Origin of the sequence: Actinomadura fibrosa, assembly GCF_900659615.1 — a bacterium.
Taxonomy (GTDB): Bacteria; Actinomycetota; Actinomycetes; order Streptosporangiales; family Streptosporangiaceae; genus Spirillospora; species Spirillospora fibrosa.
On record NZ_CAACUY010000021.1, the window covers coordinates 1 to 21,419 of the forward strand.

Genomic DNA, 21,419 nt, shown 5'->3' on the forward strand with positions numbered 1-21,419 from the left:
CCGGGAGGGGCGACGACGAGGCCGTCCGCGCCCGCGCCGAGCGCGCGCAGCACGTCCCGGCCGGTCGAGACGCCCTGCACGAGGATCGGCAGCGGCGTCAGCGAGCGCATCCGGTCCAGCCGCGCCCAGCCGGGGCCGGGTGCGGACCCGGCCGTCCGGGGCTCGGCGGCGAGGACGAACGCCTCGACGCCGGCCCGTTCCGCGCGCTCGGCCAGCGCCCGGTCCGGGGGCCCGGACACCTGGAGCCAGAGGGGCGCGGCGCTCTCGGCGGCGAGGGCCTCGACGGGGTGCTCGGTGCGGGCGCTGATCACGACGGGCACGCCGGCCGCGGCCGCCGTGCCCCGGAGCGTCGCGAGCTCCCCGGACGGGTGGGCGAGCGCCTGGTGGGCGAGCGGCGCGATGGCCATCGGCGCGTCCCAGACCCGGCCGAGGATCGTGGTGGCGGTCTCCGGGCGCTCCGGTCCGGGCGCGGCCGGGGAACGCAGCCGGACGCGGCCGAGGGCGTCCGGGTCGGCGTCGAGCGCCCGGTCCGCGCCGGCGGCGCTCTCGAAAAGGCTCCACGTGCCGGACGGCACGCGCGCCTGGGCCAGCCGCGCGAAATCGCTCAGGGTCAATTCCATTTACCCGACCTCCAGTACGGGGAGCGCGCACGGCGGCGACTTCGATTGCGGCGGTATTCGCTTCCGGCGGATTCTGGCACCGCCGGGAAGCGTCCACCATGCCGATGTTCGCGCTCGCCGGAACGGTCCGCCGAACGATGATCGGCGATCGGTGATCCTCCTGGCCAACCGCGGCCCGGGCGCACTTGAACAGGGCGCCGGAACGTCGCGCCGCGCGCGCCGGCGGTGTAATGCGCGGCACGCGCCGTGTCCTTTCGGGAACGGCGCGCCGCCGTCCTCACCGCTCCGGCGGATCGGGGAGCGACCAGCCGCGGGTGCGGAGCTCGGCGATCAGGTCCGGGGCCGATTCCGGCGCCACCGACAGCTCGGCCACGCCGACCGGGCGTCCCTGCAGATGCTCGATCGCGATGTCCTCGATGTTGATGCCGGCGACCCCGGCGGCCTGGAGGATCAGGGCGAGCTCGCCGGGACGGTCGGCGACGATGACCGTGACGGTCGCGAGGCGGGCGGCGGGCGCGCCGCGCTTGACGGGGATCCGGTCGTGCCCGGCGACGCCCCGCTCCAGCAGGTCGGTGACCGGCGCCGGCGGGCCGGCGTGCGCCCGGAGCGCCGCGGCGGCCCGGGCCAGGTCGTCCGCCACCGCCTCGATCACGTCGGCGACCGGGTGGGCGTTGGCCGCCAGGATCTCCCGCCAGAGGGACGGCGCCCCGCCGGCGATGCGGGTGACGTCGCGGGCGCCCTGCCCGGTGAGGCCGACCATGCCGTCCGGCGCGTCGGCGAAGCGGGCCGCCATCGCCGCGGACACCACGTGCGGCGCGTGCGAGACGAGGGCCATCGCCTTGTCGTGCGCGGCGGCGTCCATGACGACGGGGGTGGCGCCGCAGCCGGTGACGAGCCCGGTGACGCCGTCCACGACCAGCGGGTCGGCGGCCTCGGCGGGGCACAGCACCCACGGGCGGCCGTCGAAGAGGCCGGGGCGGGCGGCGAGCGGGCCGGAGCGCTCGCTCCCCCCGAGCGGGTGCCCGCCGACGAAGACCCGCAGGTCGCAGCCGATCCGGGCCGCCTCCGCCAGGGGCGGTCCCTTGACGCTCGCCACGTCGGTGTACGCCGCCGCCAGGCCGCGCTCCTGGGCGTCCAGGAGGGTGGCCGCGACCGCCGACGGCGGGACGGCCAGCACGGCGACGTCGGCGGACTCCCCGGACCACGGCGTCCCGGCCCCCAGGTCCGCGGCGAGCCGCGCGACCGCCGGGTCCCGGTCGATCAGCAGGACCTCGGCCCCGGCGCGCCGCATCGCCAGCGCGACCGACGTCCCGATCAGCCCGGTCCCGATGACCGTGACCCGCTTGAGCGCGAGCCGGTCCCGCCGCGCGGCGGGTTCTCCGGCGTGCTCGGAAAGGATGCTGTCCACGCGCCGTCCCTTCGGTACGGAATATCGCCCGGCGCCGCCGGCGATGATCACCGGGCGTGCCGTTCAACCGGGCGGGCGCCGCACTTGGACATGCCGCGCCGCCGTGCGAACAGCGGGCGAGCGGGTATCGAATCACCGATTCCCCATGGCGCGCACCGTGCCGTCGCCCTTGACACCTCCACAGGGCTGAAGAAGGATCCGCGATATCGGATTCATGGACGGGGGAATTCCGTTGAGCGCACGGGAGGCGTCACCCGTATCGGCGGGGCGGCCGCTTCTCGCGCCGGTCACGATAACGGCCACGAAACCCCTGCTTCCGACGCATGTAAAAGGCTTTCTGTGGGTGGACGCCCTTTTCCGCGGCACCTGCCTGGTCGCGGATCCGGAATACCATTGGAATCCGCGCACCCCGAATCTGACCGGGCAGACGATCCAGTTCTGGGACTACCTCGACCGCCGGCACGGGGACCTCGACTACGAGGGCGTCTCCCCCGACGACCTCGGGCGGCTCTACGTGCGGTTCCACGCGTCGGGCGACGCGCTCCCGCTGGACACGCTGCGCCACTACGCCGCCAGGGTGGAGCGGGACGGCTGGGTCCATCCGGCCACGCGCCGCATGACCCGCCACTGGAAACGGCACCTGGACCTGCTGGGCGTCCGCGACCCCGGCCTGCGGCGGGACCGGCCGCTGGGGATGCCGGCCGACGAGGTCGTCGCCCGGCTCGCGAGCCTGCGGCTGTGCCTGGACACCCGCCGGCACGGCGGCCCCGTCTACCTGGACGGGACGCGGTGGGGCATGCCCTTGCGGAAGGTCATCGGCGCGGACGGGCACGCCAACTACCTGCTGGTGATCCTGCGGGACCTGCTCCCGCGCCTGAGGCCGGGACGCCGCGTCCTCTTCGTCTACGACGACGACCTCTCCCCCGACTACGCCCTCCTCAGCCGGGTCACCGGCGCCCTGGGGGCGCGGCCGGCGCGCCTCCCGCTGGGCCGGGTGCCGGTGGGCGGAGCCGTCCGCACGAGCCGGTTCGGCGGATGGGACGACGTGACCATCGACCGGCTCTCCGAGCTGTGCCGCGGGGAGTTCGACGCCGCGGCGTACCGGCTGGGGATGCGCCTGTACTTCATCGCGATGCTGAAGCGCACGTCCGGCGAGCCGTTCCGGCTGGACCTGCTCCGCCGGGCCCTGAGGCGCGCCGAGGGGATGGTGCGGGACGCGCGCCGCGACGGGCCGCCGTCCGAGCGGGCGGGCGCGTGCGTCACGCCGTCCGGGTGGGTCGATCCGTACCGGCTCACCGACGGCCTGTTCGCCCGCCGCTCCCGCCCGGCGTCCCGGGGGCTGCTCGACGCGGTCTTCCTGTGATCGGTACCCGAGGAGAAGCGATGTCCGCCGACGAGCGTGCCGATGCCTACCGGCGCAGGGTCCACCGGGAGAGCCGGGCGTTCCTCGCCCGCCTCGGCGATCCGCGCGGCGCGCAGGCGGCGGTGCTCGGCGAGGTCCTCGCCGCCGGCGCCGGCACCGCGTTCGGCCGCGAGCACGGGCTGGGCTCCGTGCGCGACGCCGCCGGCTTCCGCCGCGCGGTGCCGGTGCGCGGCCACGAGGAGTTCGGGCCGTGGCTGGACCGGATCCACCGCGGGGAGAAGGGCGTCCTGACCTCCGAGGATCCCCTCGCGTTCTTCGCCAGCAGCGGCACCACCGGGGCCGAGAAGACCATCCCGGTGACCGGCGGCTTCCTGCGCCGCTGCTTCCTGCCGTTCTACTTCGCGGGCTTCGCCGCGCTGGTCGAGCACCATCCGGACCTGCCCGGACGCGACGACGCCGTCCTCAACCTCTGGCAGGACCCGCACTCCCCCACCGGCCGGACGAGCGGCGGCCGGCCGCACCTCGGGCCGAGCCAGCTCGACTACGGCGAGGTCGGCGAGGAGCTAGCCGTGGGCCTCGGCAACCGGGCGCCGTGGAGCCGGCTGCCGGACCGGTCCGGCGACGCCGGGCCGTGGGAGCGGACCTACCTCCGCCTCCGGCTCGCCGCCGAGCACGACGTGCGCGGAGTCATCGCGGTGAATCCCGCCATCGCGGCCGCCCTCCCCCACCAGCTCCGCCTCTGGTGGCCACGGCTGGTCCAGGAGATCAGGGACGGGACGCTCGGCGGCGCGCCGTTCCGGCCGCCCGCGCCCGAGCGCGCGGACGCGCTGGAGCGCCGCGCCGAGCGCCGCGGGCGGCCGGCCCCGGAGGCCGTGTGGCCGCGGCTGGAGCTGCTCCTGACCTGGAACACCTACGTCGCCCGGCTCTACCTGCCGGAGCTGCGCGAGGAGTACGGGGAGGGGGTCCGGATCCGCCCGGCCCCGATCGGCTCCTCGGAGGGGCCGCTGGCCATCCCGGCGGCCGGCGCGTCGGCCGGCGGTCCGCTGGCCGTGGCGAGCTGCTTCTACGAGTTCGTCCCGGCCGACGAGGAGATCGATCCCCGCGGCGCCACCCTCCTCGCCCACGAGCTGGAGGAAGGACAGGAGTACCACGTGATCCTCACCCATCTCGGGGGCCTGTACCGGTGCGCGCTGCGCGACGTCGTCCGGGTGGTCGGCTCCGCGGCGGCGACCCCCGTCGTCGAGTACTCCTGCCGCGCGGGCCTGGTCTCCGTGGCGGGCGAACGGCTGCGCGAGTCCCACGTGCTGCGCGCGATGGCGGACGCGCGGGCCGCGGCCGGCGGGACGATCCGCAACCTCGCCTACCGCGCGCGGCCCGGCGGAGGCGGCATTCCCGGTCACGAGGCGGCCGTCGCCTTCGGCGAACCGCGTCCCGGACGGGAGCTGGAGGCGTTCGGCGACGCCCTCGACGCGGCGCTGTCCCGGGAGGCGCCCGCCTACGCCCGTGCCCGCCGGGCGGGCTCCCTCGCCGCGCCCGTGGTCCGGCAGGTCCCTCCCGACGCGTTCTTCCGGGAGTGGCAGCGCCGGGTGGAAGCGGGCGAGCGCCCGCCGCGGGTGAAGGACAGGGTCTTCCAGGACGATCCCGGCGTCTGGGCGAGGCTGACGGCGCCCGCGCCGACACCCGTCCACGCGAGCGGATCGGACGCGCGCCATGCCTGAGGGGATCGAGGACCAGGCCGGCGCGCCGGAGGCCTCCGGCGGCGAGTACCCGGTCATCCCGGGCCGCGGGGAGTACACGGAGCAGGCGAGAAGGGCCAGGCTGGAGTGGCTGCGCCGGACGTCGGGCGCCCCGCTGCGCTCGCTGGAGCACTCGTCGATCGATCAGCGCTCGCTGCCCGGGAACGCGGAGAACGTCGTCGGCGGCATCGAGATCCCGGTCGGGCTGGCAGGCCCGCTGCTCGTCCGCGGCGACCACGTCCGGGGGCTCATCACGGCGCCGCTCGCGACCACCGAGGGCGCGATGGTCGCCTCGGTGGCGCGCGGCGCGAAGGCGATCACGCTGGCCGGCGGGGCCGTGACCCGCGTCGTCCGGCAGCGGATGACGCGGGTGCCGGTGTTCGAGTTCGACGCCCTCGGGACGGCGGCGGAGTTCGCGCGCTGGGTCGCCGGCCAGGAGGGCGAGCTCGCCCGGCAGGTCACGGAGGTCTCCCGGCACTCGCGGCTCGTGGAGCTCGACCCCGTGCAGCTCGGACGGGTCGTCCACCTGCGCTTCGTGTACGAGACCGCCGACGCCAGCGGGCAGAACATGACGACCGCGGCGACCTGGCGGGCCTGCCGGTGGATCCACGACCGGCTGGCGGCGGCGGCGCGGCCGCTGCCGGTCTGGTCCGCGGTCGAGGGGAACCTCAGCGGCGACAAGAAGTTCGCGCACATCAACACGATCGGCGGGCGCGGCACCCGCGTCATGGCCGAGTGCGAGCTGGACCGCGCGGTGATCCGCCGCGTGCTCAAGACGACCCCGGAGGCGATCGACCGGCTGTACCGGATCAGCGTCGTCGCCGCGCAGCAGGCCGGGATGGCCGGGCACGACATCGACGCCGCCAACGTCATCGCGGCCATCTTCACCGCGACCGGGCAGGACATCGCCAGTGTGTACGAGTCCGGGGCCGGGTTCTTCTCCGTGGACCCCTTCTCCGGGGACGCCGCCGGCGGGCTGCGCGCGACGCTCGTCCTGCCGAACCTCGTCACGGGCGCGGTCGGCGGCGGCACGCGCCTGCGGCAGCAGCGCGACTACCTGGCGGCGCTCGGCTGCTCCGGCGACGGGTCGGCCGCCCGGTTCGCGGAGATCATCTGCGCGTTCGCGCTGGCGCTCGACCTGTCGACGATCGCCGCCATCGCGGGCGGGCAGTTCGCCGACGCGCACGAGCGGCTCGGCCGGGCGCGGGCGGTCGACTGGCTGCGCCCGGCCGACCTCGGCGCGCCGCTGCTCCGGCCGATGCTGGCCGCCGCGATGGACGCCCCCGCCCTGCGCGTCACCGGCGTCGCCCCGATCGCGGACGCCGCCGGGTCGAGCCTCATCACCGAGCTCACCGCGCGCGGCGAGCGGCGCAAGACCGTCGGGGTCGTGCCGCTGCGCGTCACGTGGGTCCGGCGGGACGGGGACGACCCGAAGCAGACCGACGTGGTCGTCAAGGCCAAGCCCCTCGACCGGGAAGTGATCATCGAGGCCGCGAAGCTGGCCTCGCTGTGCGGCGGCGCGCTCGCCGACGTCTACCCGCGCTGGCGGGACTGGACGGGCTTCCAAGGCGTCCACACGCGCGAGCCCGCCGTGTACCGGTCGGCGGAGCCCGCGCTGCGCGCCGTGCTCCCCGCCGCCTTCGGGACGTTCGAGGACCCCGCCCGCGAGGCCTACGTGATCGTGATGGAGCGGCTCGGCGCCAACGTGATCCTCAAGGACGCCGCCGACGCGCCGGGCGAGTGGCGGGAGGCGCACATCGCGGCGGCCGTCCGCGGCATCGCGGGCGTGCACCGCGCCTGGCTGGGCCGCGAGGCCGAGCTGCGCGGCGAGGGCTGGCTGGGCGCGACGCAGACCGCGGAGCGGATGACGGCCATGCGGGAGCTGTGGTCGGCCCTGCTGGACCACGCCGCGGCCGAGCACCCCGGGCTGCTGGACGAGGCGGGGACGCGCAGGCTGCGCCGGATCATCGACGGGATCCCCGGCTGGTGGGGACGGCTGGAGGCCATGCCGCGCACCCTCGTCCACAACGACTTCAACCCGCGCAACGCCGCCCTGCGGGCCGCGGACCTGAGCCTCGTCGCCTACGACTGGGAACTCGCCACGCTGCACGTGCCCCAGCGGGACGTCGCCGAGTTCCTGGCCTTCGTCCTGCCTCCGGACGTCGCCGGCCCGGACGTCACCGCGTTCCTCGACCTCCACCGGGAGGCCGTCGGCGGCGGGATCGATCCCGCCACGTGGCGCGAGGGGCATCGCCTGGCGCTGTGGGACTTCGCCGTCACGCGCCTGCTGATGTACCTGATGGTGCACACCCACCGCGCGCTGCCGTTCCTCGGCCGCCTGACCGCCACGACCCTGCGCCTGATCGCGATCGAGGACGGCGCGGCCGGCGGGGCGGACCGGTGACGGCCGCCGGTCCGCCGGCGCTGCGGGCGGCCCTGATCGGGATCGACGGTTCCGGCAAGAGCACCGTGGCGCGGCTGCTCGCGGATCGGCCGCGGGACGCCGGGCGCCGGGCCGTCCTGTCGTGCCTGCGCGCCCACGAGAACCCCGACGCCCCCTTGCAGGACCTCTCCCGCCACCTGGACACGCTGTCGAAGGAGGCCGACCGGCTCGACAGCCCCGACCTGAAGCTCGCCGTCCTGTACCTCCAGATGTGCACCTACGGCGTCGTGGAACGCTTCTTCGTGCGGGAGCTCGGAGTACGGGTCGTCATCACCGAACGCCATCCCCTCATCGACGCGCTCGCCTACCTGCCGCTCTACCGGCGGGCCGTCCGGCGGGTCGACGGCCCGGGCCGCCCGGCCGTCCTCCGCGAGCAGCTCGCCGGCCTGCCCCCGCCCGCCGCCGAGGCCGCGCTCGACTGGTGCCGGGTGCTCAGCGGGCGGCCGGGCGGGCGGGAGGTCCGGCTCGACACGCTGGGCGCCGAGCTGGCCGGGCTGGCGGAGCTGCCTCCCGGCCAGTGCGCCGCCGAGCTGTCCGCCAGGCTCGGGGTCACCGCCCCGGACGTCGCCGTGCTGCTCGACATCGACGTGGACACCGCGCTCGGACGGGTGGCTGCCCGGGGCGGCCGGCCCGAACTGCACGAGCGCGCCGGCGACCTCGCCCGGGTCCGCGAGAGCTACGACCGGGCGCTCGCGGCGTCCGGGACGGCCCGCGTCCACCGGCTGCCCGCCGGGCGGCCGCCCGAGGACCTCGCCGCCGAGGTCGCGCGGCTCATCGGCGGGTGAACCGGGATGCTCTCGCAGGACGAGCTGCGCGCACGCTTCGAGGAGCGGGTCGTGCGCGCCGGCCGGATGCCGCCGGACCCGCGCGACGCCGGCCGCGTCGGCGCGGTCGCCGTGCTGCGGGACTTCTCCCCGGGGACGTTCGCGCGGTCGGCGGTGGCGTTCGCCCGCGAGGCCCGCGGGACACGAGGGATGCGAGGGACGCGCGGGGACTGGGCGGCGGCCTGGTACGCGGGCTTCACCAGGACGATCTTCCTCGCCGGGGATCCGCGCAACCTGCTCGAACGCCATCCCTGCCGGCATCTCGACCCGGACGGGGACATCGCCTGGTACGGCCCCGGGCCGCTCGCGGACCACGGCGCGCTACGGCGGCTGCTGCGGCCGTTCCAGGGTCCGCTCGGCGTCGCGGTCCCGTTCGTCCAGGAGATCCCCCTCGACGGCGGGGAGGCGGCCGGGAGCGGCCTCGCGCTGCTGGAGGTGTCCGCGGCGGGGCTGCCGGTGGAGGACTACCTGGTCAACGTCAACCACCTGCTCGCGGAGGCGGTGCTGGACGGTCTGCTCGACGGCACCGGCCGGTTGCTGATCCGCCACGTCGCCCACGAGCCCGACCCGCCCGCCGGGTACGACCGGATCCGGGTGACCGCCGACCCGCGGACCCCGGGAAGGCTCCGCGCGCACGCCTGCCTCCGCGTCGGATGACGTCCCAGGGAAGTGCCCGAGCGGCCGGGCAATACCCCGGCGTTCGGCATATCGAAGCGATGTCCAACCGTGCCCGCGCGGCAGTTGGACGTCCCGGACACCGGGTAATTCGCGGGAACCGGAATGTTGTGCAGCCGACCGATCCCGGCGCTATTGATCGGCCGCCGCGGACGATGACATGGTGGGCCCGGCCCTTTTCTCGGTCGCGCGGCGGCTCGCACGCCGCTCAGCGCCATAAGCCCCCAGCGAGAAACGAGGAGCCTTTCATGCCCTTCGTCGTGACCAACGGTGTCCGGCTCTCGTACCAGCGCGCGGGCGCGGGCGAGCCGGTCGTGCTCGTCATGGGCTCCTCCGCCGCCGCGCGCACGTGGGACGTGCACCAGACGCCGGCGCTGCGCCGGGCGGGCTTCGCGACGGTGACGTTCGACAACCGGGGCATGCCGCCGTCGGACCGCCCGGAGGGCGACTACCGCCTCGCCGACCTGGTCGCCGACACCGCCGGGCTGATCGAGGCCCTGGAACTCGGCCCGTGCCACCTGGTCGGGGTGTCGCTGGGCGCGCTGATCGCGCAGGAGCTGGCCCTCGCCCGCCCGGACCTGGTCCGGTCGGCGGTCCTGATGGCGACGCGGGCGCGGTCGGACGCCCTGCGGCGCGCGCAGTCGGCCGCCGACCGGGAGCTGCGCGCGAGCGGCGTCCGGCTGCCGCCCCGGTACCGCGCCGTCACGACGGCGACCGAGATGCTCGCGCCCGCGACACTGAACGACGACCGCGCCGTCTCGGCCTGGCTGGAGCTGTTCGAGCTCGCCGGCGGCGGCGCCGCCGACGGCCAGGCGGCGGCGGCCGACGGCCTCGGCGACCGGCGCGCGGCGCTGCGCGGAGTTTCCGTGCCGTGCCTCGCCGTCGCGTTCGCCGACGACCGGATCTGCCCGCCGCACCTCGTCGCCGAAGTGGCGGACGCCATTCCCGGATGCGAATTCCTGGAGCTTCCCGACTGCGGTCATCTCGGCTACCTGGAACGGCCCGAAGAAGTCAACTCCACCATCATCGATTTCCTCATCGGAAATCGCGACAAGGTCGCGGCGGGCGCGGGTGCCGGGATTCTCCCGGACCCGGCGCCGGCCCCGGCGGGAAACGGGATCTGACGTGACGATGATAGGCGGCCCGCCCGTGGGCCAGCTCCGAGCCGAACCGCGCGACGAGCTGCTGAAGGGCCGGCGGGTCGGCCGCCGGACGATCCGGCGGATCATGCCGTACGCGCGGCCGTACCGGCGCCACATCGTGCTGCTCGTGGCGGCCACGGCGCTCGGCGCGTGCATCGCGGCCGCGAACCCCCTGTTCCTCAAGCTGATCATCGATCACGGCATCATGCCCCGGGACCTCGGCGTCGTCGTCGGGCTCAGCCTCGGGCTGGCCGGCCTGGCCCTCGTGGAGGCCGGGACCGCCTACCTCCAGAACCGCTGCTCGTCCCGCGTCGGCGAGGGACTCGTCTACGAGCTGCGCACCGAGGTGTTCACGCACGTGCAGCGGCAGCCGCTCGCGTTCTTCACCCGCGCGCAGACCGGCAAGCTGCTCAGCCGCCTCAACACCGACATCATCGGCGCGCGGCAGGCCGTGACGACGCTGCTGACGCAGGCGGTCTCCGCCGTCCTGACGCTCCTGCTGGTGCTCGGCGCGATGTTCTACCTGTCCTGGCAGATCACCGTGGCGGCCATGCTGATGGTGCCGCTGTTCCTGCTGCCCGCTCGGCTCATCGGCCGCCGGATGCAGCGGCTCACCCGGAGGATGATGGAGCACGACGCCGAGATGACGTCGATGATGAGCGAGCGGCTCAACGTCTCGGGCGCGATGCTCTCCAAGCTCTACGGGCGCGTACCGGACGAGCGGGACGAGTTCGCGCGCCGCGCCGCGCGGGTCCGCGACACCTCCGCCAGCACCCTCGTCTGGGGCCGGATGCTCCCGGTCGTCGTCGTGGTGCTCACCTCGTTCACCACGGCCCTCGTCTACGGGCTCGGCGGTGCCCTCGTCGTCGACGGCACCGTCGAGTTCGGGACCCTGGTCGCCATGGTGGCGCTGCTGCTGCGGGTGTACGGCCCCATCAACCAGCTCTCCACCCTCCAGTCGTCCGCCATGATCGCCCTGGTGAGCTTCGACCGGGTCTTCGAGGTGCTCGACCTGGAGCCGCTCATCGCGGACCGGCCCGGCGCCCGCCCGCTGGCCGTCCCGGCGTCCAACGGCCACGGGCCCGCGGCCGTGCCGGACGTCCGCTTCGAGAACGTGTCCTTCCGGTACCCGGCCGCCGGGGAGGTGTCGCTGGCGTCGCTGGAACCGGCCGCCGTGAAGGAGTCCGCGCGGACGGGCGGCGGCGCGCCGGTCCTGCACGACCTGAGCTTCCACGCGCCGCCGGGGAAGCTCACCGCCCTGGTCGGCCCGTCCGGCGCGGGCAAGACCACCATCACCCACCTGGTCCCCCGCCTGTACGACGCGACCTCCGGGACCGTGCGCGTCGGCGGGCACGACGTCCGCGACCTGACGCTAGCGTCGCTGCGCGAGAACATCGGGGTGGTGACCCAGGACGCCTACCTCTTCCACGAGACGGTGCGCGCCAACCTCGGCTACGCCCGTCCCGGGGCGGCGGAGCGGGAGCTGATCGAGGCCTGCGAGGCGGCGCTGATCTGGGACACCGTCCGCGCGCTGCCCGAGGGGCTCGACACCGTCGTCGGCGAGCGCGGCCACCGCTTCTCCGGCGGGGAGAAGCAGCGGCTCGCGCTGGCCCGCCTGCTGCTGAAGGCGCCGCCCGTCGTCGTGCTCGACGAGGCCACCGCCCACCTGGACTCCGAGTCGGAGGCCGCGATCCAGCGCGCCCTCCGGACCGCGCTGGCGGGCCGCACCTCCCTGGTGATCGCGCACCGCCTGTCCACCATCCGCGAGGCCGACCAGATCCTGGTCGTCGACGCCGGCCGGATCCGCGAGAGCGGCACCCACGAGGAACTGCTCGCCCTGGACGGCCTGTACGCCGACCTCTACCACAGCCAGTTCGCCCACCAGGCCGCCCGGCCGGACGGCTTCTAGCCGCCGGCCGCCGGCCGCCGGAGCCGCGCCAGAGCGCCTCCCGCACGACCTGTCCGTTCCACCGGAAGGAAGGCACATCATGAGAACCCGCTCCCGTATCGGCGTCCGCGCCCTGGCCGCCGCGGGCATCGCGTTCGCGGCGCTGCCCCTGACCGCCGCGGCCTCCAACGCCGCTCCCCCGGCCGCCGGAGGCTGTTTCAGCGCCGCGGAGACCCGCGACTTCGGCCGCGGCGAGGTCACCGTCTGCCCCAACGGCGGCGGCACCTACCGCGCCACCGGCTGGATCGAGGACCTGTTACCCGGGGACGGCGCGTTCACCGGACCGGACGGCGCCTGCGTCGAGTGGGACTACTTCTCGGCGACGCAGTACGAGACGCACTCCATCTCGGTCTGCCCGCATTTCGACCACAAGACGAAGCTCCAGGTCGACGAGGTGCTGAAGCCCCAGTACCCGCTGACGAGGGCCACCCTCGGACGCTCCTGGTACTGACGCCGAACCGGGGCCGAGGGTGCCGGCCGGGGGCCGCGTCGCGGCCGCCGGCGGCACCCTCGGCGCGTCACGCCCTATCTGGAACCGCCACCCAGCACCTGAAGAGGATCCGGCCATGCATCCTGCCGCCAACGGCGACGACACCTTATGCGAGTCCCCTGTATTCGTGCTGTCAACGGCCCGGTCGGGTTCGACCCTCCTCAGGTTCATCCTGGACAGCCATCCCGTGCTGGCCTGCCCGCCGGAGAGCGATGTCGCGCTGGCCTTCCGGCATCTCCTGCGGATGCGGACGATCCTGGAGGAGGCGAGGACCGGCACCGGAGGGCAGGGACCCTCGGCCGGCCTTCCGGAGCACATCGCCGCGGCGGTGCGGCGACCCGTCGACGAGGCTTTCGCCGAGTACCTGCGGAGCGTCGGCAAGAAGCGGTGGTGCGACAAGTCACCGGACTCCGTCTGGGACGCGGAGATCCTCCCCGAGCTCTACCCCCGGGCGCGCTTCATCAGCCTGTACCGCCATCCGATGGACGTCATCGCGTCGCTGGTCGAGAGCCACCCGTTCGGCCTGGGCGACGGGCTCGCCGCCCGGCACCAGCACCTCGCCGCGCAGTACCCCGGCAACATGGTGGCGACGGCCGGCGCGTACTGGCAGGCGCACGTCGAGCGGATGCTGGCCTTCGAGGCGATGCATCCGGACCGCTGCCTCCGGATCCGGTACGAGGACCTGGCTACCGCGCCGGAGCCGACCGCCGCCAGAATTTTCTCGTTCCTCGGCGTCAAGCAGGTCCCCGGCATCACCGAGGAGTGCTTCCGCGTCGAGCACGCACGGCAGGGCCCCGGCGACAAGAAGATCTGGCTCACCGACCGGGTGTCGGCGGACTCGCTCGGCCGCGGCGTCCGCATCCCTGCGTCCTTCCTGCCCGCGCCGATGCGCCGGGACGTCAACCGGCTGCTGGAGATGCTCGGCTACCGGCCGGTGGACCGGGCGTGGAACGAGGCGGTCGGCCGCACGGACCCGCGGGCGGACCGGGCCGCCCCGAGCCGTCCCGGCGCGGACGGCGGCGGCGGCGACGATCCGTCCTCGCCCGTCCGCGAGATCGACGGCAGGCTGGGCGCCCTGTCCCCGGGCGACCTGCACGCGATCCGGGAGCGGTGGCCCTTCCTCGCCGGGCAGGTCGTGCGGATCGTCGTCGACGACCCGGCCGGCCGGTCGCAGTCGCTCGCCTGGAGGTTCTCCCCCGCCGGGACGGAGGCCGCGCTACAGCGCCTGCCCGCGGCGCCCGCGCCGGCGGACCGGCGCGCCGACCCGATCACGCTCGCCGCGGACCCGGCGACCTGGGACGCGCTGATGTCCGGCACGGCGAACGTGGACGTCGAGCGCAAGGCCGGCCGCCTCCGCCACTTCCAGCGGATACCGGCCCGCGGAGCCGCCGTCACCCGCTGGGACGAGATCCACGCCGTGTCCGCCCTGCTGGGCTTGGCGCCCGTCCCCGCAGGCCGGGAACGAGCCAAGGACACCGCCGCGAAGAACTGAGAACCGCGAGGACAAGGCGCCGCACGCCCGCTTGGACGGGATCGTGCGGCGCCTTGACGCGCGCGACGGACGAACTCCGAACGGAGGCGGCCCAGACGGCGCGGCCCAGACGTCGCGGCCCAGACGTCGCGGTCCGGACCGCGCGACCCAGACGGTCGGGAGCTGGTGGCGTGGGGCAGCGGCGGGCGCGGGGCCGGTGGGCGGCGGTGGGTCAGGGGGTGTTGGTCAGCGGGGTCTCGGGGGGCGCGGTCGCCGGCTCGGTGTCGATCACCGTCCGGTGGAGCCCGGTGGCCGACCTGACGCGGAGCGAGTCCCCGATGGTCAGCGTGGCGACCGGCTCGCCCTCCGGCGCGGTGGAGGGAATCGTGTCCGCGGACCGTGCCGGGTCGCTCCACGCGTAGGCCGCGCCGGTCCGCCACGTCCCCACGACCGCCGCGATCAGCCCGGCGCCGCGCGGCAGGCGCACGTCCACGACCGATCCCGTGCCCACGCCCCGGCCGCGCAGCCACCGCGCCAGCCGGTCCGCCCGCGCGTCCAGCTCCCGGTAGGTGAGTCCCTCGGCCGCGACGGCGTCCGGGGTGCGCGCGGCCCGGTCGGCGAACAGCTCCGGCGCGGACGGCCGCGGCGGCGCGGCGGGGACGCCGTTCCACTCGGCCAGGATGGTGCGGCGCTCGGCCTCGTCCAGCAGCTCGACCGCGCCGACGCGCAGCGACGGGTCCGCCGAGACCGCCGCGAGGACACGGGCCCAGTACCGGGCGATCCGCTCGGCCGCCGGCTCGTCGAAGAGGTCGGCGGCCACCGTCACCGTCCCGTGGACGCCGCGGGGCGCGCCTCCGTCGCCGAAGGCCTCCTCGACTATCACGTCCAGGTCGAACTTGGCCGCCGGACGGGCCGTCGGCAGCAGTTCCACGGCCAGTCCGGGCAGCTCGGGGACCGGCGCCGAGGACGCCTCCTCGCCCGCCGAGGAATCGGTGTTCAGCTTGGTGAGGACCACCTGGAACAGCGGATGCCGCGCCAGGGAGCGGGCCGGCGCGAGCTCCTCCACGAGACGCTCGAACGGGACGTCCTGGTGCGCGTACGCGCCCAGGCCCGCCTCCCGGACCCGGCCCAGCAGCTCGGCGAACGTCGGGTCCCCGGCGAGGTCGCCGCGGATCACGAGCGTGTTGACGAAGCAGCCGACCAGGCCGTCGAGCGCCTCGTCGGTCCGGCCCGCCACCGCCGAGCCGATCGGGACGTCGGTGCCCGCGCCGAGCCGCGACAGCGTCACCGCGAGGCCCGCCTGGAGCACCATGAAGACGGTGACGCCGGCGGTGCGCGCGACGTCCCGCAGCCGCTCGTGCACCGCGCCCGGCACCGTGAACTCGGCCGTGAAGCCGCGGTGGCTGGACGCCTCCGGACGGCGCCGGTCGAACGGCAGCGCCAGCTCCTCGGGCGCTCCGGCGAGCGCCGCGCGCCAGTACGCGACCTGCCGTGCCACCAGGCTCCGCGGGTCGCCGTCGTCGCCGAGCAGCTCCCGCTGCCAGAGCGCGTAGTCGGCGTACTGCACCGGCAGCGGCGTCCACCCGGGCACGCGGCCCGCGCACCGCGCCGCGTACGCCAGCGACACGTCGCGGGCCAGCGGGCCCATCGACCAGCCGTCGCCGGCGATGTGGTGCACGACGACGACCAGGACATGCTCGCGGGGTCCCGCCCTGAGCAGCCGGGCCAGGACCGGCGCCTCGGCGGACAGGTCGAAGGTGTGCCGCGCCGTCTCCGCTACCGCGGCGGCGAGGTCGGGCGGGCCGCCGTCCGGCCGCGGCGCGGACGCGGGCGGGTCGTCCGGCCGCCGCAGCCGGGCGCGCCAGCCGGGCCTCTTGACGACGTCGACGACGGGCAGGTCCCAGGAGAGCTCGTCCATGCCCAGGATCCGCTGCCAGGGCTCGCCGTCCTCGGCCGGGAACACCGTCCGCAGCGCCTCGTGCCGTTCGAGGACGTCTCTCAGCGCCTCCCTGAGGGCCTCCCGGTCAAGGTCGCCGGAGAGGCCGAGGACGATCGGCGCGTTGTAGGTCGGGCTGGGACCCTCGATCTGGCCGATCAGCCACAGCCCCCGCTGGGCGGCCGACAGCGGGACGCGGTCCGGGCGCTCCCGGACGCGGAGCGGGGGGCGGGCGGGCCCGCCGTTCCCGATCCGGGCGGCGAGCGCGGCGACGGTGGGGGCCTCGAACACGTCGGTGATGCGCAGCTCGGCGCCCAGCAGGGCGCGCACCCTGCCGACCAGGCGGGTCGCCTGGAGGGAGTGGCCGCCCAGCTCGAAGAAGTCGTCGCCGACCCCGACCCCCGGCACTCCGAGAACCTCGGCGAACGCGGCGCACAGGGTGGCCTCCCGCACCGTCGCGGGTGCGCGCCCGGCGCCCGCGGTGTACTCGGGGGCGGGCAGCGCGGCGCGGTCGAGCTTCCCGTTCACCGTGAGCGGCAGCGCGTCCAGGACGACGACCGCGGCGGGCACCATGTACTCGGGCAGCCGCCGCGCCGCCAGCTCCCGGACCGCGGCGCCGAGTCCCGCGGACCCGGCGGCCTCGGACGCGGACGCGGCGGCCTCGGACGCGGCGGCCGGGTCGGCGGGGACGACGTAGGCGACCAGGCGGTCGTCGCGCACGGTCACCGCGACCCGGCCGACGGACTCGTGCGCGGCGAGCACGGTCTCGATCTCCCCGGGCTCGATCCGGACGCCCCGGACCTTGACCTGGTCGTCGCTCCGGCCGAGGAAGACCAGCTCGCCGCCGGGCGTCCAGCGGACCAGGTCGCCGGTCCGGTACATCCGCTCGCCCGGTTCGAAGGGGCACGCCACGAAGCGCTGCGCCGTCAGGTCGGACCGGCCGAGGTACCCCCGCGCGAGCTGGACGCCGGCGACGTACAGCTCGCCCGCCGTCCCGGCGGGGACGGGCCGCAGGTCCTCGTCCAGGACGTAGGCCCGGGTGTTCCAGACGGGGCGGCCGATCGGGACCACGGCGCCGTCCTCGCCGGCGGGGCAGGGCCGGTACGTCACGTCCACCGCGGTCTCGGTCGGCCCGTACAGGTTGTGCAGCCCGCCGGGCAGGCGCCGGTGGAACTCCGCGACCAGGTCGCCGGTCAGCGCCTCGCCGCTGCACACGACGCGCCGCAGGGACCGGCAGCGCCCCGGCGCCGCCTCGGGCAGGAACGCGCCGAGCATCGACGGGACGAAGTGCGCCGTCGTGACGCGCTCGCGCTCGATCGTCTCGACCAGGTAGGCGGGATCGCGGTGGCCGCCGGGACGCGCCACCACCAGGACGGCGCCGGTGATCAGCGGCCAGAAGAACTCCCACACCGACACGTCGAACCCGGCCGGGGTCTTCTGCAGCACGCGGTCGGACGCGTCGAGCCGGTAGCGGTCCTGCATCCACAGCAGGCGGTTCACGATCGAGGCGTGCGACACGATCACGCCCTTGGGGCGGCCCGTCGACCCGGACGTGTAGATCACGTAGGCGGGGTGGGCGGGCGAGACCGGCACGCCGAGGTCGGTGTCGCCGTATCCGGGGGCCGGGACGTCCTCGGCCGTGATGAGCAGCGCCGGGTCGGCGTCCTCCAGCATCCGGGCGATCCGGTCGTCGGGATGGCTCGCGTCGATCGGCACGTACGCCGCCCCGGCCTTGACGACCGCCAGCACCGCGATCACCAGCTCCGGCGACCGCGGCATCATCAGCGCCACCCGCTGCTCGGGTCCGCCGCCCTGCTCGACCAGGCGCCGCGCCAGCCGGTTGGCCGCCGCGTTCACCTCCGCGTAGCTGAGCGTCCGCCCCTCGAACACCACCGCGGGGGCGTCCGGTCGCCGCTTCACCTGCGCCTCGAACAGCGCCGGGAGCGTCGCCGGCTCCACGGCCCGGGCCCCGCCGTCGGCGAACGTCCCGAGGACCCGGCGCCGTTCGTCGCCGTCCAGGAGGTCCACGCCGCCGGCCGGGTCGCCGGGCGCGGCCGCCGCGAGCCGGTCCACGATCCGCCGCAGGTGCCGGGCGATCTCCCGGCCGTCGGCGGGCTCGTGGACGTCCACGTTGACGTCGACGTCCAGCCGGATCCGCGCCTCGCCGGGCCGGTCGTGGACGTCGACGCGCGCGGAGTCGATCGCGCCGGTGGACAGGTTCCCGCCGGTGACGGCGCAGCCGCCGAACATCTCCGGGTAGCCGAACGACATCACGTTGACGTACAGGCCGCACAGCGGCGTGCCCCGGACGAGCCGCAGGTCCCGGAGCATGTCCTCGTAGCGGTAGCGCCGGTGCCGGAGCGCCTCCCGGACGGCGGCGTTCACCTGCCCCACCAGCTCGCCGACGGTGGTGCCGCGGTCGATCCGGACCCGGATCGGCAGGATGTTGGCGGTCATGCCGGGGCCGAACACCCGCCCGCGCTCCGGCAGGCCGTTCACCGGCAGGCCGATGACGACGTCCCGCTCGCCGGCGGTGCGGTACCGCAGGACGGCGGCGGCGGTGATCATCAGCCCGGCCAGGTGGGTCTTCAGCCCGCGCGCGGTCGCCTTCAGCGCCGCGGTCGCCGCGGTGCCGAGTTCCTCGGTGTGCCGCGCCAGCGCGGACGGCAGCGGCCGCGGGTCGCCGGCGCGCGGAACGGCCGCCGGGGAGACCCCCGCGAGGGCGTCCCGCCAGTACGCCCGGTCCCGGCCGAAGTCGGGCGAGCACCGGTAGGCGCTCTCCGCCTCCAGCAGCGCGGACAGCGGCTCCAGCGCCCCGTCCGCGCCGGGCCGGCCGGCGAGGAGCTCGGCGTAGACGTCGGCGATGCGGCTGACGAAGGTCAGCGCGGAGAAACCGTCCATGAGGAGGTGGTGGGCGCGGTTGTACCAGAGGTGGTGGTCCGGGCCGAGCGTGAAGACGGCCTGGGTGAACCCCTGCCCGCGGATCAGTTCGGCCGGTGTCCGCACGTCCGCCCGCATCCACGCCTCGGCCGCGGCCCGCGGATCGGGCCCGCCGCTGAGGTCGAGCACGTGGATCTCGTAGTCGTACGGCGGGACGACGTACTGCTTGGGGACTCCGTCCACGACCTGGAAGCGCAGCCGGTAGGTGTCGGCCTCGTCCAGGGCCCGCCGCAGCGCCCGCACGAAGATCCCGGTGTCGAAGCCGCCGCGGATCTCCAGGTACTCGGCGATGTTGTAGACCGGATTGTCCGGCGCGAACTGCTGGGCCTGCCAGATACCGAGCTGGCCGGCCATCAGGTCGTGGAGTTCACCGTGAGCAGTCATTCCCGCCCCATCCTCGAAGGTGTCCATGCGAGCGAACCTGCCGTTCGCGGGCATCGCCGATACGGACGCCGCGCCGCCCGGCGGGGCGGACGCCGGGCGGCGCGGCCGCCGCTGACGGGAGCGCCGGCTACCAGCGCCACTCCCGCCGGCCGTACAGGTGCTCGGCGGGGACGTGCCGCTCCTTGCACCAGGCCATGAACTCCTCGATCTGCTTGATCTGGTAGGTGTCCTCGTTGTACGTGGTCGCCATGACGTGGCCGAGCCAGGGCTCCTCGCCCATGGCGTACACGTACGCCTCGCCGGCGCCGAGCTCGGTCATGATGGCGGCGGCCTGCTCGGCGTTGGAGCCCGACAGCTTGCGCGAGTCGCTCATCTTCTTGGTGACCGGGACGGTCAGCAGCGCCTGGTAGAGCCAGGTCAGCGGCGCGCCGTCGCACTCCATGCCGAGGAACGCCATGTCGGCGGTGCCGAGGTGCCGTTTGACGTAGCGGTAGAGCGCGGGGTCGATCCCGGACGAGTCGGCGCCGATGAAGATCTTCTTGCCGGCCAGTTCCGCCCAGTAGGTCGACTTGGCGCGGATGTCGAGGTCGCAGTGCTCGCCGAGGAACGGCGTGGCGGTGACCTTCCCGCCGGGGACGTCGAGCTCGTCGAAGTCGTCGACCTCGGTGACGGGGAAGCCCTGGTGCCGGAGCATCAGCGCCAGCGAGGGGTCGGGGAGGTTGCCGCGGGAGGCGCGCGGCACCACGACGCTGCCGACCCGGCCGCGCAGCTGGAGCAGCGTCTCCAGCACGATGTGGTCCTGGTGCCCGTGGGTGATGAGGACCAGGTCGATGAAGTCGGGCAGGTCGTCCAGGGTGTAGCGGTCGCCGGCGGTGCTGTCGGCGCTGATGAACGGGTCGACGACGATGGCCGCCTCCGGGCTCTGCAGCACCAGGCAGGCGTGCCCGAAGTAGCGGATCCGGCCGCCGGCGTCGATGTGCCGGTCCGGTGCGAGGGCCGGTTCGGCGCTGAGCATGCCGGCGAGCATCGCGGCCTGGGCGTCGTCCAGCTCCAGCGCCTCACGCAGGCGGGCCAGGGTCGTGGGCCGCACCCGGGCCTTGAAGAGCTCCTCCAGGCCCGGGTGATTGAACGGTATGCCGAGTTCCAGGACGTCCAGGGAGGGCAGCCGGGGGGTGCTCATGATGAACGGCCGCTCGATTCCCGTCTCGAACGACAATTGCACCGACTGGCGCGACGCCTGGTAGTAGTCGCTGGTGTAGACGAGCGGCTCGATGAAGCGCATCTGCGCGTTGTTGTCGGTGTCGTAGGCGACCTCGACCAGGCCTCCGAGCTCGGCGGGCAGCTTCGGGTAGAGGGGGGTCAGGTCGAATCCGGTCGCGCTGGTCCGGAGCAGTTCCTGCCCTTCCGCGATCGCCTCGGCGAACCGCAGGATGTGCGCCCGCTCCCGCTTGATCTCGGCCAGCAGGTCGCGGACCTCGCCGGCGCGCTCCTCGGGGATGTTGATGAAGTAGCCGCCGCGCAGCTCCGGGTTGCCGCTCGCCGTGACGTGCACCTGCGGCGACTGGAGGTAGGACTCCAGCAGCGGGACCTGGAGGAAGGCGAGGTTCATCGCCGACTGCACGGGCGCGATCGTGTGCGGCCAGGCGAAGAACCGGTCCACCAGCGGCTCGACGATGACCTTCGATTTGAGGAAGAGCTGTTCTTCGGCCATCTGCGGCATACCTCCGGAGCGCAAATAAGAATGGCGGCGGTCCGTTTTCTCGTCCGGCCGCGCCGAATGGGAGGGCGGCGTGTCCGGCGACGGAGATCTCAGGGACCGGAGCCCGGGCGGGAAATATCTCCGCCGAGTGCATTCGCATCGTACTCGGCGGGCCCGGAAAACACAGTGCTGTTCAACTGTCCGCATGCCGCAGTTGGCCACCGCGCGGCCGGACGGCGCCGGCCCTGTCGCCGCCCTGTCACCGTCCTGTCGCCGCCCCTGTCGCCGCCGAATGGCTCAATGGCTTATTGGCCGTGACCGCACCGCAATTCCGTTTCCC

General features: G+C 74.9%; 13 protein-coding genes. 9 read left to right on the plus strand and 4 right to left on the minus strand.

Features of this window, described 5'->3' with window-relative positions:
• Both E1300_RS10865 and E1300_RS10870 read right to left on the minus strand, forming a co-directional pair.
• Positions 1 to 620 (minus strand): alpha-hydroxy-acid oxidizing protein (locus E1300_RS10865; RefSeq protein ID WP_207399636.1); only part of this gene is annotated, 620 nt, incomplete at its 3' end.
• A gap of 277 nt (positions 621 to 897) precedes the next feature.
• Positions 898 to 2,019, minus strand: coding sequence for a prephenate dehydrogenase (locus tag E1300_RS10870; protein WP_131756789.1), 1,122 nt, complete (start codon positions 2,017 to 2,019; stop codon positions 898 to 900).
• A gap of 352 nt (positions 2,020 to 2,371) precedes the next feature.
• Between E1300_RS10870 and E1300_RS49950 the strand changes: the two genes are divergently transcribed.
• From E1300_RS49950 to E1300_RS10910, 9 genes are all read left to right on the plus strand, one after another.
• Positions 2,372 to 3,391, plus strand: coding sequence for a hypothetical protein (locus E1300_RS49950; RefSeq protein ID WP_165502787.1), 1,020 nt, complete (start codon positions 2,372 to 2,374; stop codon positions 3,389 to 3,391).
• A 20-nt stretch (positions 3,392 to 3,411) separates the two neighbouring features.
• The gene (locus E1300_RS10875; RefSeq protein WP_165502788.1) at positions 3,412 to 5,109 is read left to right on the plus strand and encodes a GH3 family acyl-acid amido synthetase; all 1,698 of its coding nucleotides are present in this window, start codon (positions 3,412 to 3,414) and stop codon (positions 5,107 to 5,109) included.
• A complete protein-coding gene (locus tag E1300_RS51470) occupies positions 5,102 to 7,531 on the plus strand; it encodes a hydroxymethylglutaryl-coenzyme A reductase family protein (RefSeq protein ID WP_207399637.1) in 2,430 nt (809 codons plus the stop codon). The genes E1300_RS10875 and E1300_RS51470 overlap by 8 nt, the downstream gene beginning before the upstream one ends.
• Entirely contained in the window at positions 7,528 to 8,355 is an 828-nt protein-coding gene (locus tag E1300_RS10885; protein WP_131756770.1) for a dTMP kinase, read from the plus strand. The genes E1300_RS51470 and E1300_RS10885 overlap by 4 nt, the downstream gene beginning before the upstream one ends.
• A gap of 6 nt (positions 8,356 to 8,361) precedes the next feature.
• On the plus strand, positions 8,362 to 9,051 hold the full coding sequence (locus E1300_RS10890; protein WP_131756771.1) for a DUF6182 family protein: 690 nt from the start codon (positions 8,362 to 8,364) through the stop codon (positions 9,049 to 9,051).
• Between the two features lie 266 nt (positions 9,052 to 9,317).
• Complete coding sequence (locus tag E1300_RS10895) at positions 9,318 to 10,193, plus strand: alpha/beta fold hydrolase (protein ID WP_131756772.1); 876 nt, start codon at positions 9,318 to 9,320, stop codon at positions 10,191 to 10,193.
• A 7-nt stretch (positions 10,194 to 10,200) separates the two neighbouring features.
• Entirely contained in the window at positions 10,201 to 12,120 is a 1,920-nt protein-coding gene (locus tag E1300_RS10900; protein WP_131756790.1) for an ABC transporter ATP-binding protein, read from the plus strand.
• Between the two features lie 79 nt (positions 12,121 to 12,199).
• Positions 12,200 to 12,610 carry a hypothetical protein gene (locus tag E1300_RS10905; RefSeq protein ID WP_131756773.1) on the plus strand — a complete coding sequence of 137 codons (411 nt, stop codon included), beginning with the start codon at positions 12,200 to 12,202 and terminating at the stop codon, positions 12,608 to 12,610.
• Between the two features lie 166 nt (positions 12,611 to 12,776).
• The gene (locus E1300_RS10910; RefSeq protein ID WP_165502789.1) at positions 12,777 to 14,141 is read left to right on the plus strand and encodes a sulfotransferase family protein; all 1,365 of its coding nucleotides are present in this window, start codon (positions 12,777 to 12,779) and stop codon (positions 14,139 to 14,141) included.
• 211 nt (positions 14,142 to 14,352) lie between these two features.
• On the opposite strand, the gene E1300_RS10915 is transcribed toward E1300_RS10910, so the two are convergent.
• Together E1300_RS10915 and E1300_RS10920 are read right to left on the minus strand one after the other, a co-directional pair.
• Positions 14,353 to 19,380, minus strand: a complete 5,028-nt coding sequence (locus E1300_RS10915; RefSeq protein WP_165502790.1) for a non-ribosomal peptide synthetase — start codon at positions 19,378 to 19,380, stop codon at positions 14,353 to 14,355.
• Between the two features lie 127 nt (positions 19,381 to 19,507).
• Positions 19,508 to 21,091 carry an MBL fold metallo-hydrolase gene (locus E1300_RS10920; protein WP_165502791.1) on the minus strand — a complete coding sequence of 528 codons (1,584 nt, stop codon included), beginning with the start codon at positions 21,089 to 21,091 and terminating at the stop codon, positions 19,508 to 19,510.
• Positions 21,092 to 21,419: the final 328 nt, after the last annotated feature.